At 59.7% G+C, this 19,007-nt stretch carries 17 protein-coding genes; 10 read left to right on the plus strand and 7 right to left on the minus strand.

All coding sequences use genetic code 11. The annotated features are described in order from the left end of the window. The first annotated feature begins 68 nt into the window (after positions 1-68). From ATI02_RS23830 to ATI02_RS23840, 3 genes are read left to right on the plus strand one after another with little or no spacing between them, the layout of a single operon-like run. Entirely contained in the window at positions 69-821 is a 753-nt protein-coding gene (locus ATI02_RS23830) for a 5-oxoprolinase subunit PxpA (RefSeq protein ID WP_100847541.1), read from the plus strand. Beyond that, positions 818-1,522 carry a 5-oxoprolinase subunit B family protein gene (locus ATI02_RS23835; RefSeq protein WP_100847542.1) on the plus strand — a complete coding sequence of 235 codons (705 nt, stop codon included), beginning with the start codon at positions 818-820 and terminating at the stop codon, positions 1,520-1,522. The genes ATI02_RS23830 and ATI02_RS23835 overlap by 4 nt, the downstream gene beginning before the upstream one ends. Further along, positions 1,519-2,442, plus strand: a complete 924-nt coding sequence (locus ATI02_RS23840) for a 5-oxoprolinase subunit C family protein (protein ID WP_100847543.1) — start codon at positions 1,519-1,521, stop codon at positions 2,440-2,442. Before ATI02_RS23835 ends, ATI02_RS23840 begins: the two co-directional genes overlap by 4 nt. 142 nt (positions 2,443-2,584) lie before the next feature. On the opposite strand, the gene ATI02_RS23845 is transcribed toward ATI02_RS23840, so the two are convergent. The 3 genes from ATI02_RS23845 to ATI02_RS23855 all read right to left on the minus strand — a co-directional run bounded on the left by ATI02_RS23845 (position 2,585) and on the right by ATI02_RS23855 (position 5,885). After that, positions 2,585-3,763, minus strand: a complete 1,179-nt coding sequence (locus ATI02_RS23845) for a vWA domain-containing protein (protein WP_095187737.1) — start codon at positions 3,761-3,763, stop codon at positions 2,585-2,587. Between the two features lie 12 nt (positions 3,764-3,775). After that, positions 3,776-4,621 (minus strand): AAA family ATPase, encoded by an 846-nt coding sequence (locus tag ATI02_RS23850; protein WP_095187738.1) that lies wholly within the window; start codon positions 4,619-4,621, stop codon positions 3,776-3,778. Positions 4,622-4,808: 187 nt separating this feature from the next. Further along, positions 4,809-5,885: a DUF748 domain-containing protein gene (locus ATI02_RS23855; protein WP_100847544.1), complete on the minus strand. Its 1,077-nt coding sequence runs from the start codon at positions 5,883-5,885 to the stop codon at positions 4,809-4,811. 126 nt (positions 5,886-6,011) lie between these two features. On the opposite strand from ATI02_RS23855, the gene cysK reads away from it, so the two are divergent. The 4 genes from cysK to ATI02_RS23870 all read left to right on the plus strand — a co-directional run bounded on the left by cysK (position 6,012) and on the right by ATI02_RS23870 (position 9,757). Beyond that, complete coding sequence (gene cysK, locus ATI02_RS23860) at positions 6,012-6,986, plus strand: cysteine synthase A (RefSeq protein WP_100847545.1); 975 nt, start codon at positions 6,012-6,014, stop codon at positions 6,984-6,986. Positions 6,987-7,170: 184 nt separating this feature from the next. After that, the gene (locus ATI02_RS23865) at positions 7,171-8,109 is read left to right on the plus strand and encodes an aspartyl/asparaginyl beta-hydroxylase domain-containing protein (protein ID WP_100847546.1); all 939 of its coding nucleotides are present in this window, start codon (positions 7,171-7,173) and stop codon (positions 8,107-8,109) included. 524 nt (positions 8,110-8,633) lie between these two features. Then, entirely contained in the window at positions 8,634-8,798 is a 165-nt protein-coding gene (locus ATI02_RS32410) for a hypothetical protein (protein WP_208637874.1), read from the plus strand. Between the two features lie 95 nt (positions 8,799-8,893). Next, the gene (locus ATI02_RS23870; protein ID WP_100847547.1) at positions 8,894-9,757 is read left to right on the plus strand and encodes a DMT family transporter; all 864 of its coding nucleotides are present in this window, start codon (positions 8,894-8,896) and stop codon (positions 9,755-9,757) included. Between the two features lie 36 nt (positions 9,758-9,793). Here the strand turns inward: ATI02_RS23870 and ATI02_RS23875 are convergent, their stop codons facing one another. The 4 genes from ATI02_RS23875 to ATI02_RS23890 form a co-directional block, all read right to left on the minus strand. Further along, positions 9,794-10,735, minus strand: coding sequence for a LysR family transcriptional regulator (locus ATI02_RS23875; RefSeq protein WP_095187746.1), 942 nt, complete (start codon positions 10,733-10,735; stop codon positions 9,794-9,796). 67 nt (positions 10,736-10,802) lie between these two features. Beyond that, positions 10,803-12,332 (minus strand): tripartite tricarboxylate transporter permease, encoded by a 1,530-nt coding sequence (locus tag ATI02_RS23880; RefSeq protein ID WP_095187747.1) that lies wholly within the window; start codon positions 12,330-12,332, stop codon positions 10,803-10,805. Further along, a complete protein-coding gene (locus tag ATI02_RS23885) occupies positions 12,329-12,862 on the minus strand; it encodes a tripartite tricarboxylate transporter TctB family protein (RefSeq protein WP_100847548.1) in 534 nt (177 codons plus the stop codon). The genes ATI02_RS23880 and ATI02_RS23885 overlap by 4 nt, the downstream gene beginning before the upstream one ends. Positions 12,863-12,915: 53 nt before the next feature. Further along, the gene (locus ATI02_RS23890) at positions 12,916-13,929 is read right to left on the minus strand and encodes a tripartite tricarboxylate transporter substrate binding protein (protein ID WP_095187749.1); all 1,014 of its coding nucleotides are present in this window, start codon (positions 13,927-13,929) and stop codon (positions 12,916-12,918) included. A gap of 377 nt (positions 13,930-14,306) precedes the next feature. Between ATI02_RS23890 and ATI02_RS23895 the strand changes: the two genes are divergently transcribed. From ATI02_RS23895 to ATI02_RS23905, 3 genes are read left to right on the plus strand one after another with little or no spacing between them, the layout of a single operon-like run. After that, positions 14,307-15,647, plus strand: a complete 1,341-nt coding sequence (locus ATI02_RS23895; RefSeq protein ID WP_100847549.1) for an MFS transporter — start codon at positions 14,307-14,309, stop codon at positions 15,645-15,647. Continuing rightward, positions 15,640-16,608, plus strand: a complete 969-nt coding sequence (locus tag ATI02_RS23900; protein ID WP_100847550.1) for an amidohydrolase family protein — start codon at positions 15,640-15,642, stop codon at positions 16,606-16,608. The genes ATI02_RS23895 and ATI02_RS23900 overlap by 8 nt, the downstream gene beginning before the upstream one ends. Next, positions 16,605-17,609, plus strand: a complete 1,005-nt coding sequence (locus tag ATI02_RS23905; protein WP_100847551.1) for a 4-hydroxythreonine-4-phosphate dehydrogenase PdxA — start codon at positions 16,605-16,607, stop codon at positions 17,607-17,609. Before ATI02_RS23900 ends, ATI02_RS23905 begins: the two co-directional genes overlap by 4 nt. The last annotated feature ends 1,398 nt before the right edge of the window (positions 17,610-19,007 follow it).

Here is a 19,007-nt window from a genome sequence, read left to right on the forward strand (position 1 = left end):
TGCGGGGGCATTGCCCAAGGGGCGATGTCCTACGGATAGAAAGATAAAAAGCTACAGGAGTGTTTACCGTGAGCCGCCTGTTATTGAATTGCGACATTGGCGAGAGTTTCGGCAGCTGGACCATGGGTCTGGACGCCGAAGTCATGCCCTTCATCGACTGCGCCAACGTGGCTTGCGGCTTCCACGCCGGCGACCCGAGCATCATGCGCAAAACCGTCAGCCTGGCGCTAAGCCACGGCGTGCAGATCGGCGCGCATCCGGCCTATCAGGATCTGGTCGGGTTCGGCCGGCGCTCCATGGCGTATTCCGCGCAGGAGCTGCAAGACATCCTGCATTACCAGATCGGCGCCCTCGACGGCCTCTGCAAGGCGCAGGGCGGCAAGGTCAGTTACGTCAAACCGCACGGTGCGATGTACAACGACATGATGGCCAACCCGGCGCAGTTGCGCGCAGTGATTCAGGCTGTTGCCGACTATGACCGCAGTTTGCCGTTGATGCTGATGGCCACCCGCGACAACGCCGCCGCGCAGCAACTTGGCGATGAGTGCGGCGTCACCCTGTGGTTCGAAGCTTTCGCTGACCGCGCCTATGACAGCGCGGGTCGTCTGGTCTCGCGACAAACGCCGGGCGCCGTCCATCACGACGCCGAGAAAATCATCGAGCAGGCACTGATCATTGCCCGTGGCGCCAACCTCACCGCCAGCGATGGCAGTGCATTGCACCTGCAAGCCAACACCCTCTGTGTGCACGGCGACAATGCCAGTTCGGTGGCGGCGGTGCGGCGTATCCGTGAGGCCCTCAATCAGCAGAGCGCATCATGAATCCACGGATTGAAGTCGTGGCGCTGGACTGTCTGATGCTGCGTCTGTTTGACGATATTGCCGAAGCCAATATGCCGTGGATGCTCGCTGCCAGTGAGCGGTTGCGCGGGGTGTTCGGTGCGCAACTGATCGATCTGGTGCCGTCCTATACAACATTGATGGTGCATTACGACTTGACCGTTTTGAGCCCGAGTCAGGCTCGGGAGTTGATCGCTGAGGCGTTGATCAATCTGTCGCCGAATGCGCAGGCTGGCGGTCAATGCCACGTGCTGCCGGTCTGGTACGACCTGAGCGTTGGCCCGGAACTGAGCCTGCTGTCTGCGCGCAGCGGTCTGGCGGTGACGGAAGTGATCCGCCGTCACAGTGACCGGGAGTATCAGGTGTTCGCCCTCGGTTTTGCCCCGGGTTTTGCGTTCATGGGGTTGGTCGAAGAAGTTTTGGCCGCGCCACGCCTGAATACCCCACGCAAGAAAGTCGCCGCCGGCAGTGTCGGTATCGCCGAGCGGCAGACGGCTGCTTATCCCGTCGTCTCTCCCGGCGGCTGGAACCTGATCGGTCGTACTCCAGCGAAATTGTTTGATCGCAATCGTGATGGCTACAGCCTGATGCAACCCGGCGACACAGTGCGCTTCGAGGCGGTGAGCCACGCCGAATTCATCCATCTGGGTGGCGACGACACCCCGCTGGAGGCACAGGCATGAGTCGACTGACGATTGAAGCGAGTACGCCGCTGTGCCTGTTGCAGGACGCCGGGCGGTTTGGCGTGCGGCATCTGGGCGTGACCCAGGGCGGCGCGGCGGACTGGCGTTCGATGAGCTGGGCCAATTGGCTACTGGGCAACGGTCTGGATCTGCCGGTGATCGAAATCACCCTCGGTGGCTTTGCTGTACTGGCCGAAGAAGAATGCCTGCTGGCGCTGGCCGGGGCTGATCTCGGTGCGCAGATCGACGGCCAGCCATTGGCGCCGTGGCGCAGTTTCAAATTGCACAAAGGGCAGACGCTGAAATTCACTCAACCACTGCTTGGCGCTCGTGCGTATCTGGCAGCACCCGGTGGTTTTGACGCGCCGAAGGTTCTGGGTAGCAGCGCAACAGTCGTGCGCGAGGAGCTTGGCGGGCTCGATGGCATGGGCCTGCCGTTGGCCAAAGGGGCGATGTTGAGCTATCACGGGGAAACCCTGCTGGTTCGTGATATGCCGTTGGCTCATCGTCCGGATTTTCGCCTGAATGCGCCGTTGGACCTGGTACTGGGTGCGCAGATCGGTCAGTTCAGCGGCCAGAGCCTGTTTGATGTGTTCAATAGTGCGTGGACGCTGGACAGTCGCGCCGATCGAATGGGCATTCGCTTGCTGGGCAAGGCGCTGGAATATCAGGGGCAGCCGATGATTTCCGAGGGGATTCCTTTGGGCGCGGTGCAGGTGCCACCGGACGGGCAGCCGATTGTGTTGCTCAATGATCGGCAGACGATCGGCGGCTATCCGCGATTGGGAGCGTTGACGCCGTTGGCGTTGGCCAGATTGGCACAGTGTCTGCCAGGGGCGCAGGTGAGGTTACGGCCGGTGGTGCAAGACGTTGCGCATCGCGAGCACATCAAATATCTGCAGCGCTTCAGAAATAGCTAAAAGCATCGCGGGCAAGCCCGCTCCCACAGTGTTGATCGTTTCCACGCTCCGCGTGGGAATGCCGCCCGGGACGCTCCGCGTCCCTGTGACGCAGAGCGTCACTGGATGCGTTCCCACGCAGAGCTTGGGAACGATCTGGTCGTCATTTGGACAAAAACCGCATGCCTTCTTCCAAACCACGCAACGTCAGCGGATACATCTGATCCTCGATCAAGTCCCGCACGATGTTGGTCGACGAGGTGTAGCCCCAGGTATCTTTCGGGTACGGATTGATCCAGATGAGCTTCTTGTATTTCTCCATGAAGCGCTGCATCCACAGATAACCCGGCTCTTCGTTCCAGTGCTCGACACTGCCGCCAGCCTGGGTAATTTCATAAGGCGCCATGGCGGCATCGCCGATAAAGATCACTTTGTAGTCGGCGCCGTACTTGTGCAGCAGATCCTGAGTGGAGAAACGCTCGGAAGTGCGGCGCATGTTGTTCTTCCACACCGATTCATAAATGAAGTTGTGGAAGTAGAAATACTCCAGATGCTTGAACTCGGTCTTGCAGGCCGAGAACAACTCCTCGCAGATCTTCACGTGTGCATCCATAGAACCGCCGATGTCGAACAGCAACAGCAGCTTCACCGTGTTGCGCCGTTCCGGGCGCATCTGAATGTTCAGCAGGCCGGCGTCCTTGGCGGTGTGGTCGATGGTGCCGTCGATGTCCAGCTCCTCCGCCGCACCCTGACGGGCGAATTTACGCAGGCGGCGCAGGGCGACCTTGATGTTGCGCGTGCCTAGTTCGACGGAATCGTCGAGGTTCTTGTACTCGCGCTGATCCCAGACCTTCACCGCTTTGCCCTGGCGCTTGCCGGCATCGCCGACCCGAATGCCTTCCGGGTTGAAACCGCCGGAACCGAACGGGCTGGTGCCGCCGGTACCAATCCATTTGTTGCCGCCGGCGTGACGCTCCTTCTGTTCTTCCAGGCGCTTCTTGAACTCTTCAATCAGTTTGTCCAGCCCGCCGAGGGACTGGATCTGCGCGCGTTCTTCGTCGCTCAGCGAGCGTTCGAACTCCTTGCGCAACCAATCTTCGGGAATCAGCGCCTGAAGGTGATCGTCGAGTTTTTCCAGGCCATTGAAGTAGGCGCCGAACGCACGGTCGAACTTGTCGAAATGCCGTTCGTCCTTCACCAGAATCGCCCGCGACAAGTAATAGAACTCGTCCATGTCGGCGAAGATCACGCGCTGTTTCAGCGCGTTGATCAGGTCGAGCAGCTCGCGCACCGACACCGGCACCTTGGCTGCACGCATTTCATTGAACAGGTTGAGCAACATGGCATCAGCCTCTTAGCGGGTGCCGCGACGGCTCATGAACGCCAGGCGCTCAAGCAGTTGCACGTCTTGCTCGTTTTTCACCAAGGCGCCGGCCAGCGGCGGAATCGCTTTGGTCGGATCGCGTTCGCGCAATACGGCTTCGCCGATGTTGTCGGCCATCAGCAGTTTCAGCCAGTCGACCAGCTCCGACGTTGATGGCTTCTTCTTCAGGCCCGGCACCTTGCGCACGTCGAAGAACACGTCCAGCGCTTCGCTGACCAGATCCTTCTTGATGTCCGGGTAGTGCACGTCGACGATTTTCTGCAGGGTGGTGCGGTCGGGGAAGGCGATGTAGTGGAAGAAGCAGCGACGCAGGAAGGCGTCCGGCAGCTCTTTCTCGTTGTTGGAGGTAATGATGATGATCGGGCGCTTTTTCGCCTTGATGGTCTCGTCGATCTCGTAAACGTAGAACTCCATCTTGTCGAGTTCTTGCAGCAGGTCGTTGGGGAACTCGATGTCGGCCTTGTCGATTTCGTCGATCAGCAAAATGACCCGCTCTTCAGACTCGAACGCCTCCCAGAGCTTGCCTTTCTTCAAGTAGTTACGAACATCGTGGACTTTTTCGTTGCCCAGTTGCGAATCGCGCAGACGGCTGACCGCGTCGTACTCGTACAGGCCTTGGTGGGCCTTGGTGGTGGACTTGATGTGCCAGGTGATCAACCTGGCATTGAATGATTCGGCCAGTTGCTCGGCGAGCATGGTCTTGCCGGTGCCCGGTTCGCCCTTGACCAGCAGCGGCCGCTCCAGGGTGATGGCGGCGTTGACCGCCAGCTTCAGGTCATCGGTGGCGACGTAGGCCTGGGTGCCTTCGAACTTCATCTGCTAATCCTCGAACGGTAACGCCGACCTGAACGGGCAGGGCGGGGGCGAAAAATCGGATGCCCGACTATAACGCGCGACCCGGTCGACTGTGAACGCAGACGGCTTATTCAGTCTCTGAATGGGGCGTCACATGTTGACTCGGTTTCGGCCGATACCCTTCATCGGGAGGTGCTGGCGCAAAGCCTTAACCTTCATCCGGCTTCGGTCGCTCATACCGTGCATTGAAAGCCTGAACAAATCCATTGCGCAAAATCTGCAAAAACGCTTCGAACCCGTTGATATTTTGCTGGTGCACGTTACCGCTGAGTTGCACGCGGGTAGCGAACTGGTTTTTGATCTGGTTTTTCAACACGGTTTCGGTACCACCGACCAGTGCTTCCCAGACCGAGCGGAACAGACCTTTATTCTTGTTTTCAACGTCTTGCTGCCAGTCGAACACATCGACATCGCGCAGCAACGGTTTGATGTAACCGGTCACTTTGGCTTTTTCGGCTTTTGCTTCAATCACCACGTCGCCATGCCCGGCGTTGAAGTCGAACTTGCCATAAGCCGAGGCGAAGTCATTCATGCGCTTGAGCTCGATGTCTTTTGCGCGAAGGCGAAACTCGAAGTCTTCGAAGTTGCTCAGCGGATCGAAGGTCGCGGTGGTTTCCAGAGGGGCGTGGCCCAACAACAAAGCTTTGCCTTCGAAACGCGCATCGCGTTTGCCCTCTTTGTCGACCACGTTGGTCAAGTTGTAGATGCTGGCGTCGACGTTGGTGGCGTTCATGTTAACGGGCGGTTTGGAGTTGAAATTGCGGAATGTGACGCGACCATCGTGGATCTGGACTTCATCGAGGGTAATCGGCAGCAACTTGCCCAGTTGCTCGCGCCAGTCAGTGCCCTGACCGGTCTGGGAATTCTGCTTGTTGGCCCCACCGTCAACGAAATTCACTTCCGGTTTGATGAACTGCACCTGCGCTACCACGGCATGGTCGTACCAGAGCGAATGCCAGCTCACTGACAGATCAATCAGCGGCGCATTGACGAAAGGCACAGGCACTTTGCCGTCGACCTTGACGATCTTCAGGCCGTTGATCTTGTAAGCACCGCGCCACCACGCCAGGTCGACATCGGTGATCTGTCCACGGTAGTCGCCCATGTTCGCCAGCTTGCCGTTCAGATAGTCGCGCACCAGATAGGGCAGGGCGATGTGCGCTGCGATCAGCAGCACGACAACGCCTGCAAATGTCCATAACGGCCAGCTGTAACGACGCTTCATGACGACAATTCCCGAACGGTGTAATCGATTGACTGCCCGTCGCCGCAGACGTTCGACCCGACTGGACTGTGATGGGCAACAGGCATACCTTGGGCGCTGAATTCAATGCTGCATAAGGACCCAGCCATGAGCCGTATTTTTGCTGACAACGCCCATTCCATCGGTAACACGCCGCTGGTGCAGATCAATCGCATCGCGCCGCGTGGCGTGACCATCCTGGCCAAGATCGAGGGGCGTAACCCCGGTTATTCGGTCAAGTGTCGTATCGGCGCCAACATGATCTGGGACGCTGAAAGCAGCGGCAAACTCAAACCAGGCATGACCATCGTCGAGCCGACGTCGGGTAATACCGGCATCGGTCTGGCTTTCGTGGCTGCCGCCCGTGGCTACAAGTTGATGCTGACCATGCCGGCGTCGATGAGCATCGAGCGGCGCAAAGTCCTCAAGGCGCTGGGCGCCGAACTGGTGCTGACCGAACCGGCCAAAGGCATGAAAGGTGCGATCCAGAAGGCCACTGAGATTGTTGCCAGCGATACAGGCAAATACTTCATGCCGGCGCAGTTCGATAACCCCGCCAACCCGGCGATTCACGAAAAAACCACCGGCCCGGAAATCTGGAACGACACCGATGGCGCGGTCGATGTGCTGGTGGCGGGTGTCGGTACCGGCGGAACCATCACCGGTGTTTCGCGGTATATCAAGAATACCCAGGGCAAACCGATTCTCTCTGTGGCCGTCGAGCCGGTGTCTTCACCGGTCATTACTCAGGCCCTGGCTGGCGAAGAAATCAAGCCGAGCCCGCACAAGATTCAGGGCATCGGTGCCGGTTTTGTACCGAAGAACCTGGACTTGTCGATGGTTGACCGGGTAGAGCGGGTTACCGACGAAGAGTCCAAGGCGATGGCTCTGCGCTTGATGCAGGAAGAAGGCATCTTGTGCGGTATTTCCTGCGGCGCGGCCATGGCGGTCGCGGTGCGTCTGGCCGAAACGCCTGAGATGCAGGGCAAGACCATCGTGGTGATTCTGCCGGACTCCGGTGAACGCTACCTGTCGAGCATGCTGTTCAGCGATCTGTTCACCGAGCAGGAGAACCAGCGGTAATCGATTTGACTCAGGTCAGCCCAGGTTCAGGGTGCTTATGTTAATAAATGCTTTGTTGCGCAATTCTTAACACTGAATCTTGGGCTGAACGGGTTTTGTACCAGGCCGGTAGTGTTTATCATGGCCGGCTGCCATGTCGGGTAAAGGGCATTGCGCAGCGTTGTCTTTATTCAAGGAGTCGTTGATGACCTTTTCGTTAGCCGCCAAGGTGTTGGTGTTGCTGCTGTTTGTGGGCAGCATCCTCTATGTGCATTTGCGCGGTAAGGCGCGCCTGCCGGTGCTGCGCCAGTTCGTCAACCACTCGGCATTGTTCGCCCCGTATAACACCTTGATGTACTTGTTCTCGGGTGTACCGTCCAAGCCTTATCTGGATCGCAGCAAGTTCCCGGAACTGGACGTACTGCGCGATAACTGGGAAACCATCCGCGACGAAGCCATGCACCTGTTCGACGAGGGTTACATCCGCGCCGCCGAGAAGAACAACGACGCCGGTTTCGGCTCGTTCTTCAAGAAGGGCTGGAAGCGTTTCTATCTCAAGTGGTACGACAAACCGCTGCCATCGGCTGAAACCTTGTGCCCGAAAACCGTGGCGCTGGTCAGTGCCATCCCTAACGTCAAAGGCGCCATGTTCGCGCTGTTGCCGGGCGGCAGCCACCTTAACCCGCACCGCGATCCGTTCGCCGGTTCCCTGCGTTATCACCTCGGCCTGTCGACACCGAACTCCGACGATTGCCGGATCTTCGTCGACGGTCAGGTTTACGCCTGGCGCGACGGTGAGGACGTGATGTTCGACGAGACCTACGTGCATTGGGTCAAGAACGAAACCGACAAGACCCGCGTCATCCTGTTCTGCGACATCGAACGTCCGCTGAGCAACCGTCTGATGACCCGCATCAACCGCTTCATCAGTGGCTGGCTCGGCCGCGCGACTGCGCCACAGAATCTTGATGATGAACGCGTCGGCGGGATCAACCAGGCCTACGCCTGGAGCAAGAGCTTCAGTGACAAGTTCAGCGGTGTGGTCAAACAGTGGAAACGCCGCAATCCCAAGGCCTACCGTGTGTTGCGGCCAGTGCTGGCGGTGGTGGTGCTGACATTGCTGGGGTATTGGCTGTTTGGTTGAGGGCTAACCAGAAATGAAAAACCGCTCCTTGTGAGCGGTTTTTTGATGATGGGAACGCGAAAGAGGCGCCCGCGAGAATACCGCCTCGCTCCTCAACGGCTGGATTTGCCAATGCCTCCCTGATTCGCTGCAACTCCTTTTCAGACAACTCTCCAGAAGACCGCTTTCTATTGGCCTTTGTTGATTTGGCGTCTGAGGCCTTGTTTTCAACGACAGCTTTCATGGTGTCTCCGGCGTTGATCATTAAATGAGCAGTTGCCCCGATACTAGTCTTAGTCAATAAGCTTCACAAGCCGACCCTCTGAATCGAACTCAAAGCCCAGTTGCTGGTAGAGAGAGATGACCCCTGGGAGAGGCTCCTGAATTTCAATTTGTTTGCTGCCACCAGCCTATCCACCTCCCTTCAGCCTGTCGCTACTGGCCCTTTGTCCAAATCATTGCAATCCATGTCCCGCGCTGGTTATAGTCGGCGCTCGTGAGTCATACGACTCACGTTCCAACCCCTTCAAAAAAGATCTGCCCCAATGCCTGCATCCCTCATCAACGCGGTAGTCGATTCAGCGGTCAACGCTGGCGTCGTGCCGTGCGGGAATCAGCAGCCCAAGCGGATCAGTCATTACCCCCCACCTGTCAGTAGCACGCCGGTGTGCGCAGTCGTATCACCGCCGGGCGTTGGCGTTTCGGGCTGATCGGCAGTTTCTGCTGACCCCTGTGCCCGCCGCAAAAATCTACTGAATTTCAGCTTCGGCTGAGTTGGCTATTTGCCTGACTACAGGTGGTATTCATGTTTGTCCTTTCGAAAAAGTCCGCGCTCGCGGCGGCGTCCACGAGCCTGTTCGTTCTGCTGTGGAGCAGCGGGGCGATTTTCTCCAAATGGGGCCTGGCCCACGCGTCACCGTTTGCCTTTCTGTTGATCCGCTTTGCCATCGCCCTGTGCGGGTTGGTGCTGCTGATGCCGTTGCTCAAGCTGAAGTTGCCCAAGGGCGGCCGGCCGATGCTGTTTGCGATTGCCACCGGTGTGGTGTTGTTGGGGGCGTATCAGATTTTCTATCTGTTGGCTCTGAACACCAAAGTCACCCCGGGGGTGATGGCGACCATCATGGGCGTGCAGCCGATTCTCACCGTTGTACTGATGGAGCGGCAGCGCTCGGCGAGCCGGATGTTTGGTCTGGCGTTGGGGCTGGCCGGGCTGATCATGGTGGTGTATCAGGGCATCGGGCTGGCCGGGATGTCGTGGGCGGGGATGCTGTTCGGTCTGCTGGCGCTGGCGAGCATGACGCTGGGTTCGATCATGCAGAAACGCATCACCGACAATCCCCTCGGCACGCTACCGGTGCAGTACCTGGCCGGACTGTTGTTGTGCGCGATCTTTGTGCCGTTCCAGCCGTTTCACTTCGAGCACACTGCCGGTTTCATCGTGCCGGTGTTGTGGATGGGGCTGGTGGTGTCGGTGCTGGCGACGCTGTTGCTGTATCGGCTGATCGCACGGGGCAATCTGGTGAATGTCACCAGTCTGTTCTATTTGGTGCCGGCGGTGACGGCAGTGATGGACTACCTGATTTTCGGCAACCGACTGGCGACGTTGAGCTTGTTCGGCATGCTGTTGATCGTCATTGGTCTGGCATTCGTCTTCCGTAAAACAGCGTAAACCGCAAAAAGCCCGGAGCCATTCTCCGGGCCTTTTTCATTTGCTCAACGCATGTTCGGCCCGTACCGAATTCATGAACGCCTGCATCGCCGACGATTGAATCCGATGACGGCGGGTGATCAGGCCGAACGGTGGCAGGCGCGCCTCAAACTTGATCGGCAGCACCGCCAGCAGATCGCGACCAGGATAGTCCTCGACCACCGACACCGGCGTCACACCGAGCATGTCGGTCTGCTGGATCAATGATAACAAGGTCATGATCGAGGTGGTTTCGACGATGCTGCTGGGGATGTCGACCCGGGCGTTGTGGAACACCTGATTGATGATCGCACGCATCGGGCTTGGCTGCTGTTGCAGCACCCAGGTCATGTTTTGCAGTTCCGCCCAGCTGAGGTTTTTCTCTTTTGCCAGTGGATTCTGCGCGCCGGCAATCACACACAAGGCTTCTTCGCCGAGGCTGTCGAAGAGCAATTCTTCTGCCCGCGCTCCGGCGGGAATTCGGCCCAGCACGATGTCCAGTTGATCCTGCAACAGCGCCTGCACCAGCACGTCGCTGGTGTCGACCTGGATGCTCATCGACAGGCGCGGATGGCTTTGCTTCAAGGTCGCAATGGTGCGCGTCAGCAAACCCGAGGCCAGCGCCGGAATCGCCCCGACCGCTACCCGTCCGAGATTGCCCGACTCCAGCGCTACCAATTCTTCACGCATGCCGCTGAGTTCGGCGAAGACCATGCGTGCGTAATAGATCACCGTCTCGCCAAACGGCGTCGAGCGCATGCCCCGGGGCAAGCGCTCGAACAGCTCGACGCCGAGCAAATCCTCGGCCTCGTGGAGCATTTTGGTCGCCGCCGGTTGGGTCATGCCGATGTGGTCGGCGGCGCGGCGCAGCGAGCCGAATTCCTGCAACGCCAGCATCAGCCGCAACTGGCGCAGACGCAGGCGGCTGTGGATCACGTTGGCATCAGGAATTCGGGTCATGGGCCGTGCTCGCGAAAAAGACAGGTGGCCAGCCTGACAACAAATGTCAGGCAGTGCCAGTCCTGTGTCACAGCACCGATTTTGGCTTGGCCCCAGGGGCCTTGCGCAAACCGACCATGACTTGCAGCGCCTTGGAGATCAACGGCCAGAACAGCATCAGCAACGCCGCCGTGGTCAGGCAGCCCACCAGCGGGTTGGACCAGAAGATGCCCAAGTGCCCGTCGGAGAACAGCATCGATTGGCGGAACGCATCTTCAGCCTTGTCGCCCAGCACCGCCGCGAGCACCAGCGGCGCGATCGGGTAGCCGAGTTTCTTGAACAGATAACCCAGCGCGCCGAAGCCGAGCATCAGCACCACGTCGACGAACGAGTTGTGTACCGAGTAGGCACCGATGGCACAGACCATGATGATGATCGGCGCAATGATCGAGAACGGAATGCGCAGGATCGAGGCGAACAACGGCACGGTGGCCAACACCACGATCAGACTCACCACGTTGCCCAGGTACATGCTGGCGATCAGGCCCCAGACAAAATCATGCTGCTCGACGAACAGCGTAGGGCCGGGGTGCAGGCCCCAGATCATCAAGCCGCCGAGCATCACCGCAGCGGTGGCCGAACCGGGAATGCCCAGGGTCAGCATCGGCAGCAAGGCGCTGGTGCCGGCGGAATGGTCGGCGGTTTCCGGGGCGATCACGCCTTCCAGTTCACCCTTGCCGAAGTTGTCGCGATTCTTCGAGAAACGCCGCGCCAGGCTGTAGCTCATGAACGACGCCGCCGTCGGCCCGCCCGGGGTGATGCCCATCCAGCAACCGACCAACGTGCTGCGCACAATGGTCAGCCAGTAACGTGGCAGTTTCGCCCAGGTACGCAAGATCACCATCGGTGTGATGCGCGCATGTTCGCCGCGAAACACCAAGCCTTCCTCAACCGTGCAGAGGATTTCGCCGATGCCGAACAGGCCGATCACCGCCACTTCGAAGCTGATCCCGGTCATCAGCGCAGGTTGGTCGAAGGTCAGGCGCAGGTTGCCGGACACGGTGTCCATGCCCACCGCCGCCATGGCGAAACCGATCATCATTGCTACTACGGTTTTCAACGGCGGATTCTTGCTCATGCCGATGAAGGTGCAGAAGGCCAACAGATACACCGCAAAGAATTCCGGTGAGCTGAAGGACATCGCGAACGCGGCGATCTTGGTCGACAGGAACGTCAGCAGCAACACGCCGGCCAGTGCGCCGATCAGCGCCGAACTGAACGCGGCGGTGAGGGCTTCGGCGGCGCGACCTTCGCGGGCCATCGGGTAGCCGTCGAAGGTGGTCGCCACCGATGACGGCTCGCCGGGGATGTTGAACAGAATCGAGGTGATCGACCCGCCGAACAACGCCCCCCAATACATGCACGACAACAGGATGATCGCCGACACCGGCGACATGGTGAAGGTCAGCGGCAGCAGCAGCGCCACGCCGTTGGGGGCACCGAGGCCGGGCAACACACCGACCAGGATGCCCAGCAGCACGCCGATCACCATCAGGCCGATATGGCCCGGGGTCATGATCAGGTTCATGCCTTGCATCAGGGAATCGAATTCGCTCATTTGAAATTTCTCCCGGCGAGGACAATCCAGTCGCCCATCGGGCCGGCATCCAGCGGCACCTTGAACCACAGCGCGAAGATCAGATAACTGGCGAGCACCGCGCCGAGCGAGACCGTGCCGATCATCCATTTGCCATAGGGTTTGGCGCGCACTTTGTCGCGCCACATGAACCAGGCGATGAACGCCGCCGAGGCCACATAGATGCCGGTGAAGGGCATGGCCGCGACGAACAGCGCAATCGGCAGGAACACCGATAACACTTGCCGAAACGCGCTGCGGCTGACGAACGCAATGCTCAGAGCCTGCCAGCGCACCACGGTCAGAATGCCGTTGCCTACGCTGGCAGCGCTGAGCATCAGGCCGATGTAGAAGGGGAAGTAACCCGGCTCAGGCCCGGCGTCACCCCAGCCGATGCCTTGTTCCAGGCTGCCGTACATCACCACCGCGCCGATCAGCGTGGTGAACAGGGTCAGGCCGAGTTCGACCCAACGGGTGCCGACCAGCGCCGGTGAATCCGAAGAATGAGACATGAAACACCTCCAGCAGGTGACGGCCGCGCATCATCGAGCGGCCGTGGACGACCTCAGTTTTTCAGCCAGCCGGCTTCTTTGAACACCGGCGTGACACGGGCGGTGTCGTGCTCGATGTAAGCGGTCAGCGGCTCGCCTTCGAGGAAGGTCGGCACCAGCGCGTTCTGTTTCACGTACGCCTGGAATTCGGGAGTCTGGGTCACTTTGCGCATCAGCTCGACATAGAACGCGCGCTGTTCGGCGGTGACTTCGCCGGGCATGAATACGGTACGCGGGAAGCGGTACTGATCGATGCCCAAGCCCTGTTCATGACAGGTCGGGACGTCCGCCCAGGATTTGTCGCCGGCGACTTTTTCGGTGTAAGCCATGCGTTCCTTACTGAACACGCACAGCGGCTCGACCTGATCACCGCGCCATTGGCTGATGCTTTCGCTGGGGTTGTTGACGTTGGCGGCGATGTGTTTGCCGGCCAGTTGTGTGGCGGCTTCGCTGCCGCTCTTGAACGGGATATACACCAGTTTGCTGTTGTTGGTCTGGTTGAGCAGCAGGGTCAGGGTCTGGTCGACGTCCTTGGACTGGCTGCCGCCCATGCGCAGTTTCGACGGGTCGGTTTTCACCGCCTCATAGAAGCCCTTGGCGTCTTTCCACGGCGCGTCCTTGTAGCTCCAGAGAATGAAGTCGTCTTCGGCGACGGCAGCCACCGGGGTCAGTTCCTGCCATTGGTAACCGAGCTTGGACACCAGCGGCAGCAGGTAGATGTTGTTGGTGCCGATCACCAGTTTTTCCGCATCGCCCTTGTTCATTTTCAGGTCGAGGAAGGCTTCGGCGCCGTTGCCGCCGCCCTTGTTGAGGACGATGGTGTTGACCTCAAGCAACTTGTGGGTGGTGATGATCGACTGGATCAGGCGACCGAGCTGGTCGGTGCCGCCACCGGGGCCGCCGGCAACGACGATCTCGACGTTCTTGTCCGGTTGCCAGGCGTGGGCGAGAGAGGGGAGGACACCGGCCGCGAGCAGGGCAGAACCCAGCAGCAGACGGGAGGTGCGACGGACGAATGCAGTACGCATGGGAGGCCTCATTCTTGTAGTTGTTATGAGTGACTTGTCTGCGCTCGAAAGCCGCAAGCCTGGCCTGAGTGTGGGAAGGTATGAAGGCGGCGTCTACTCAAAACAAAACATACACCGATAGCCTGGGGTTATCGCTCAGGCGCCGATCAATCACCCAAACGAGGGCAGACTTTGCCGTAGAGCGTTTCAGGCGCACATTCATTGTCATGGCTGGCGTTGTAAGCCTGATGAAAGATCGGCATGACATAACCCGAGGCTATCGCCTGATTTCAAGTTTTGATTAGACGGTTATCGCAGGGCCTTCGATAGTGCCCACCGGATGCCGTGAAACAGCGGCGTGGCGACACCCACAAAAATAATAAATCGAGGTACGCACCATGGCTCGTCCCAGTGCTTCCCTGCATCTGTCTGTCGCAGGTGCCCTCCCGACGGCAGCGGCGGCTGCGCTGACCGCCAGTGATAAGGCCAGTAACGTGCGCTGGCGGATCTTCGCGATTGTCTTCGCGCTGACCATGGTCAACCTGATCGATCGGGTGTCGTTGTCGATTGCGATGCCGACCATCGCTACCGAATTTTCCCTGTCGCCGAGTCTGCAAGGCTTGATCCTCAGCAGCTTCTTCTGGGCCTATGCGCTGTTGCAGATTCCCGGCGGCTGGCTGATCGACCGTTACGGGCCGCGCCGGGTCATCACCTGGTCGACCGGTTTGTGGGGCACCTTTCAGGTGTTGGCGGCATTCGCCACTGGCGGTCTGTCGTTGTTGTTTGCCCGGGTCGCCTTGGGCGCTGCGGAAGCGCCGCTGTTTCCGTCTGGCGGCAAACTGATTTCCCTGTGGCTGGCCCCCGGCGAGCGCAGTCGCGGAGCAGTGTTGATGGACAGCGGCAGCCCGTTGGGCGTGGCGCTGGGCGGGTTGATCATCGCTTACCTGATTGCCTCGCTGAACTCCTGGCGCCTGGCGTTCGTGATCGCCGGCATCGCCACTTTGGTCTTGGCGTGGCTGGCCTGGCGTTATCTGCGTGACGATCCGGCCTGTCACCCGCAAGTGAATGCGCCGGAGCTGGAAAAGATCAACGCCGGCCGCGCCACGCCTGCTGCCGAAGCGGCGCGGGCACCGGTCAAGGGCCTGGGCATTGCCGCACGTTCACTCAGTGGTTTGCTGCTCGGGCGGGCCAGTTGGGCGATGGTTTATTTCGGGCTGCTGACCTGGGGGCCGACCTATTTGTCCCAGGCGCGCGGCTTCGACATCAAGGGCATTGGTTTCGCCACGTTTGTGATTTTTGTCTGCGGCGCGCTCGGCTCGCTGACCGGTGGTTTTCTCTGCGACGGGTTGATTCGCAAAGGCGTGAGCCGTGGAGTGGCAGTCAAAAGTCTGTTGGCGTTTTCCGGCCTGATCGCGCTCGGCGCGTTCCTGCTGCTGCCGACCTTGAGCAACCCTTTTGCGGCGGTGGCGCTGTTGGCCATGACCGCGTTTTTCCTGATGTGGGGCAGCCTCTACTGGAGCTTCCCGGCGCTGCTCGCGGCGCCGGCAAGGGTTGGCCTGATCGGTGGGGTGATGAACATGGCCGGCAGCGTCGGCGGGATCACCGTGCCGATTCTGGTCGGTGTGATCCTGCAGGTGGCCGGCGGGTTCGCCCCGGTACTCGGTTTCTTCGCGGTGTGTTCGGCGGTGTTTGTGCTGGCCACGCTGTTCATTGCACTGGACGAGGTGCGCCATGACTGAGCAGAACCGCCCGCTGTGGGACGGCCCGATCATCGATGCCCATCATCACTTCTGGGATCCGGCGATCAACGATCACCCATGGCTCGCGCCCGAGGCCAACATCCCGTTTCGCTATGGCGATTACAGCGCGATCAAGCGCCGCTATTTTCCCGAGGATTACTTCGCCGACGCGGCGCAGCACCAGGTGGTGCAGACCGTCTACATCGAGACCGAATGGAACCCGCAGGATCCGATCGGCGAGACCCGTTTCATCGAACAACTGGCCGCCCGTTATGGCGTGCCGAACGCGGTGGTGGCCCAGGCCTGGCTCGATCATCCGGACGCCATCGATGTGCTCACCGAGCAGGCGCGTTTCAAGCATGTGCGCAGCGTGCGGCACAAACCCGGCGGGCCGACGTCACCCGCGCAAGTCGGGCGTTCGCGCAGCCTGATGAGCGACGAGCACTGGCGGCGCAGTTACGCCGCACTGCAAGGTTTGGGGCTGCACTTCGATTTGCAGACACCGTGGTGGAACCTGCCGGAAGCCGAGCGACTGGCCCGGGATTTCCCCGGCACTGCGCTGATTCTCAACCACGCCGGCCTGCCCAGCGACCGCAGTGCCGAAGGTTTGGCCGGTTGGCGCAAGGCCATGGCGCGACTGGCCGAGTACCCGAACGTGCAGGTGAAGATTTCCGGCCTCGGTCAGGCTGGCCGCGCGTGGCGGGCCATCGACAACGCGTGGATCGTGCGCGAGATCATCGCCATGTTCGGCAGCACGCGAGCGATGTTCGCCAGCAACTTCCCGGTCGACAGCCTGTGCGGCTCGTTCGACAGCATTTACAGCGGTTTCAAACACATCGTCGCCGATCTGCCACGGGCCGATCAGCAATGTCTGTTCTATAGCAACGCGCAGCGGGTCTACCGCTGCGAACCTGGTGTCCTTGAGCGCGCCGGGTCTGAGCCTTTGAGGAGTCAAGCATGAACAAAACCACGATCGCCATGGTCCTCGGTGACCCAGCGGGTATTGGCCCGGAACTGATTGCGCGGTTGCTCGGCGAGCCCGCGGTGCGCAGTCAGGCGCAGGTGATTCTGATCGCCGATGAAGCCGAGATGCAGCGCGGCATGCGCATCGCCGGCGTGACGTTTCCCTACCGCCGGATCGAGTCGCTGGAACACCTGGATTTTGCCGATGACACGCCACTGTTCTACAACGTTCGCGGCGATACCGTGGGCGAGTTTCCCCGCAGCGAAGCCAGCGCCATCGGCGGCCGTTACAGCCTCGATACGCTGGAAATCGCCCTGCGCCTGACCCAGGCGGGCACCACCGATGCGGTGCTGTTCGGGCCGCTGAACAAAACCTCGCTGCACATGGCCGGCATGGCCCACAGCGACGAGTTGCACTGGTTCGCCGAACTGTTGGATTTCCACGGGCCGTTCTGCGAATTCAACGTCCTCGATAACCTGTGGACGTCGCGGGTGACGTCACACGTGGCGCTGGCCGATGTGCCGGGGCTGCTCAGCCAGGAGCGGGTGGGCGAGGCGATCCGCCTGATCGACACCGCGCTTAAACGCAACGGCCTGGAGAAACCGCGCATTGGTGTGTGTGGCCTCAACCCGCACAACGGCGACAACGGCTCGTTCGGCCGTGAAGAACTCGACATCATCAGCCCGGCAGTGCGCACCGCTCAGGCTCAAGGCATCGCGGCGGAAGGGCCGTATCCCGGCGACACGATTTTCCTCAAGGTGCAGGGCGATGCCAGCGCATTTGATGCGGTGGTCACCATGTATCACGACCAGGGCCAGATCGCGATCAAGCTGATGGGCTTCTCCCGTGGCGTGACGGTGCAGGGCGGTCTGCCGATCCCGATCACCACCCCGGCCCATGGCACCGCGTTTGATATTGCGGGGCAGGGCAAGGCCAACGTCGGGGCGATTCGCCAGGCGTTCGAAATTGCCTGCCGGATGGGCGCCAACAGCTACTGATCTGCGCTCTTCAGAACAACATCACTTCTTCTGTGGGAGCGGGCTTGCTCGCGAAAGCGGTGGATCAGACGGCATCAATGTCGACTGACACACCCTCTTCGCGAGCAGGCTCGCTCCCACTTTTGTTTTGTGTGTGGCAAATAATTCAATCTGCCAGGAGATGGCTTTTTCCCGTATCCAGAACAACGTCAAATTACCCCTGTGGGAGCGGGCTTGCTCGCGAAAGCGGTGGGTCAGGCGGCATCAATGTCGACTGACACACCCTCTTCGCGAGCAGGCTCGCTCCCACTTTTGTTTTGTGTGTGGCAAATAATTCAATCTGCCAGGAGATGGCTTTTTCCCGTATCCAGAACAACGTCACATTCCCCCGGTGGGAGCGAGCCTGCTCGCGAAAGCGGTGGGTCAGACGGCATCAATGTCGACTGACACACCCTCTTCGCGAGCAGGCTCGCTCCCACTTTTGTTTTGTGTGTGGCAAATAATTCAATCTGCCAGGAGATGGCTTTTTCCCGTATCCAGAACAACGTCACATTCCCCCGGTGGGAGCGAGCCTGCTCGCGAAAGCGGTGGGTCAGACGGCATCAATGTCGACTGACACACCCTCTTCGCGAGCAGGCTCGCTCCCACTTTTGTTTTGTGTGTGGCAAATAATTCAATCTGCCAGGAGATGGCTTTTTCCCGTATCCAGAACAACATCACATCTCCTGTGGGAGCGGGCTTGCTCGCGAAAGCGGTGTGTCAGACGACATCAATGTCGACTGACACACCCTCTTCGCGAGCAGGCTCGCTCTCACTTTTGTTTTGTGTGTGGCAAATAATTCAATCGGCCTGGAGATGGCTTTTTTCCGTATCCAGAACAACGTCACATTACCCCCGGTGGGAGCGAGCCTGCTCGCGAAAGCGGTGGGTCAGAGGGCATCAATGTCGACTGACACACCCTCTTCGCGAGCAGGCTCGCTCCCACTTTTGTTTTGTGTGTGGCAAATAATTCAATCTGCCAGGAGATGGCTTTTTCCCGTATCCAGAACAACGTCACATTACCCCCGGTGGGAGCGAGCCTGCTCGCGAAAGCGGTGGGTCAGAGGGCATCAATGTCGACTGACACACCCTCTTCGCGAGCAGGCTCGCTCCCACTTTTGTTTTGTGTGTGGCAAATAATTCAATCTGCCAGGAGATGGCTTTTTCCCGTATCCAGAACAACGTCACATTCCCCCGGTGGGAGCGGGCTTGCTCGCGAAAGCGGTGGGTCAGACGGCATCAATGTCGACTGACACACCCTCTTCGCGAGCAGGCTCGCTCCCACTTTTGTTTTGTGTGTGGCAAATAATTCAATCGGCCTGGAGATGGCTTTTTCCCGTATCCAGAACAACGTCACATTCCCCCTGTGGGAGCGGGCTT

This window comes from Pseudomonas baetica (assembly GCF_002813455.1).
Taxonomy (GTDB): Bacteria; Pseudomonadota; Gammaproteobacteria; order Pseudomonadales; family Pseudomonadaceae; genus Aquipseudomonas; species Aquipseudomonas baetica.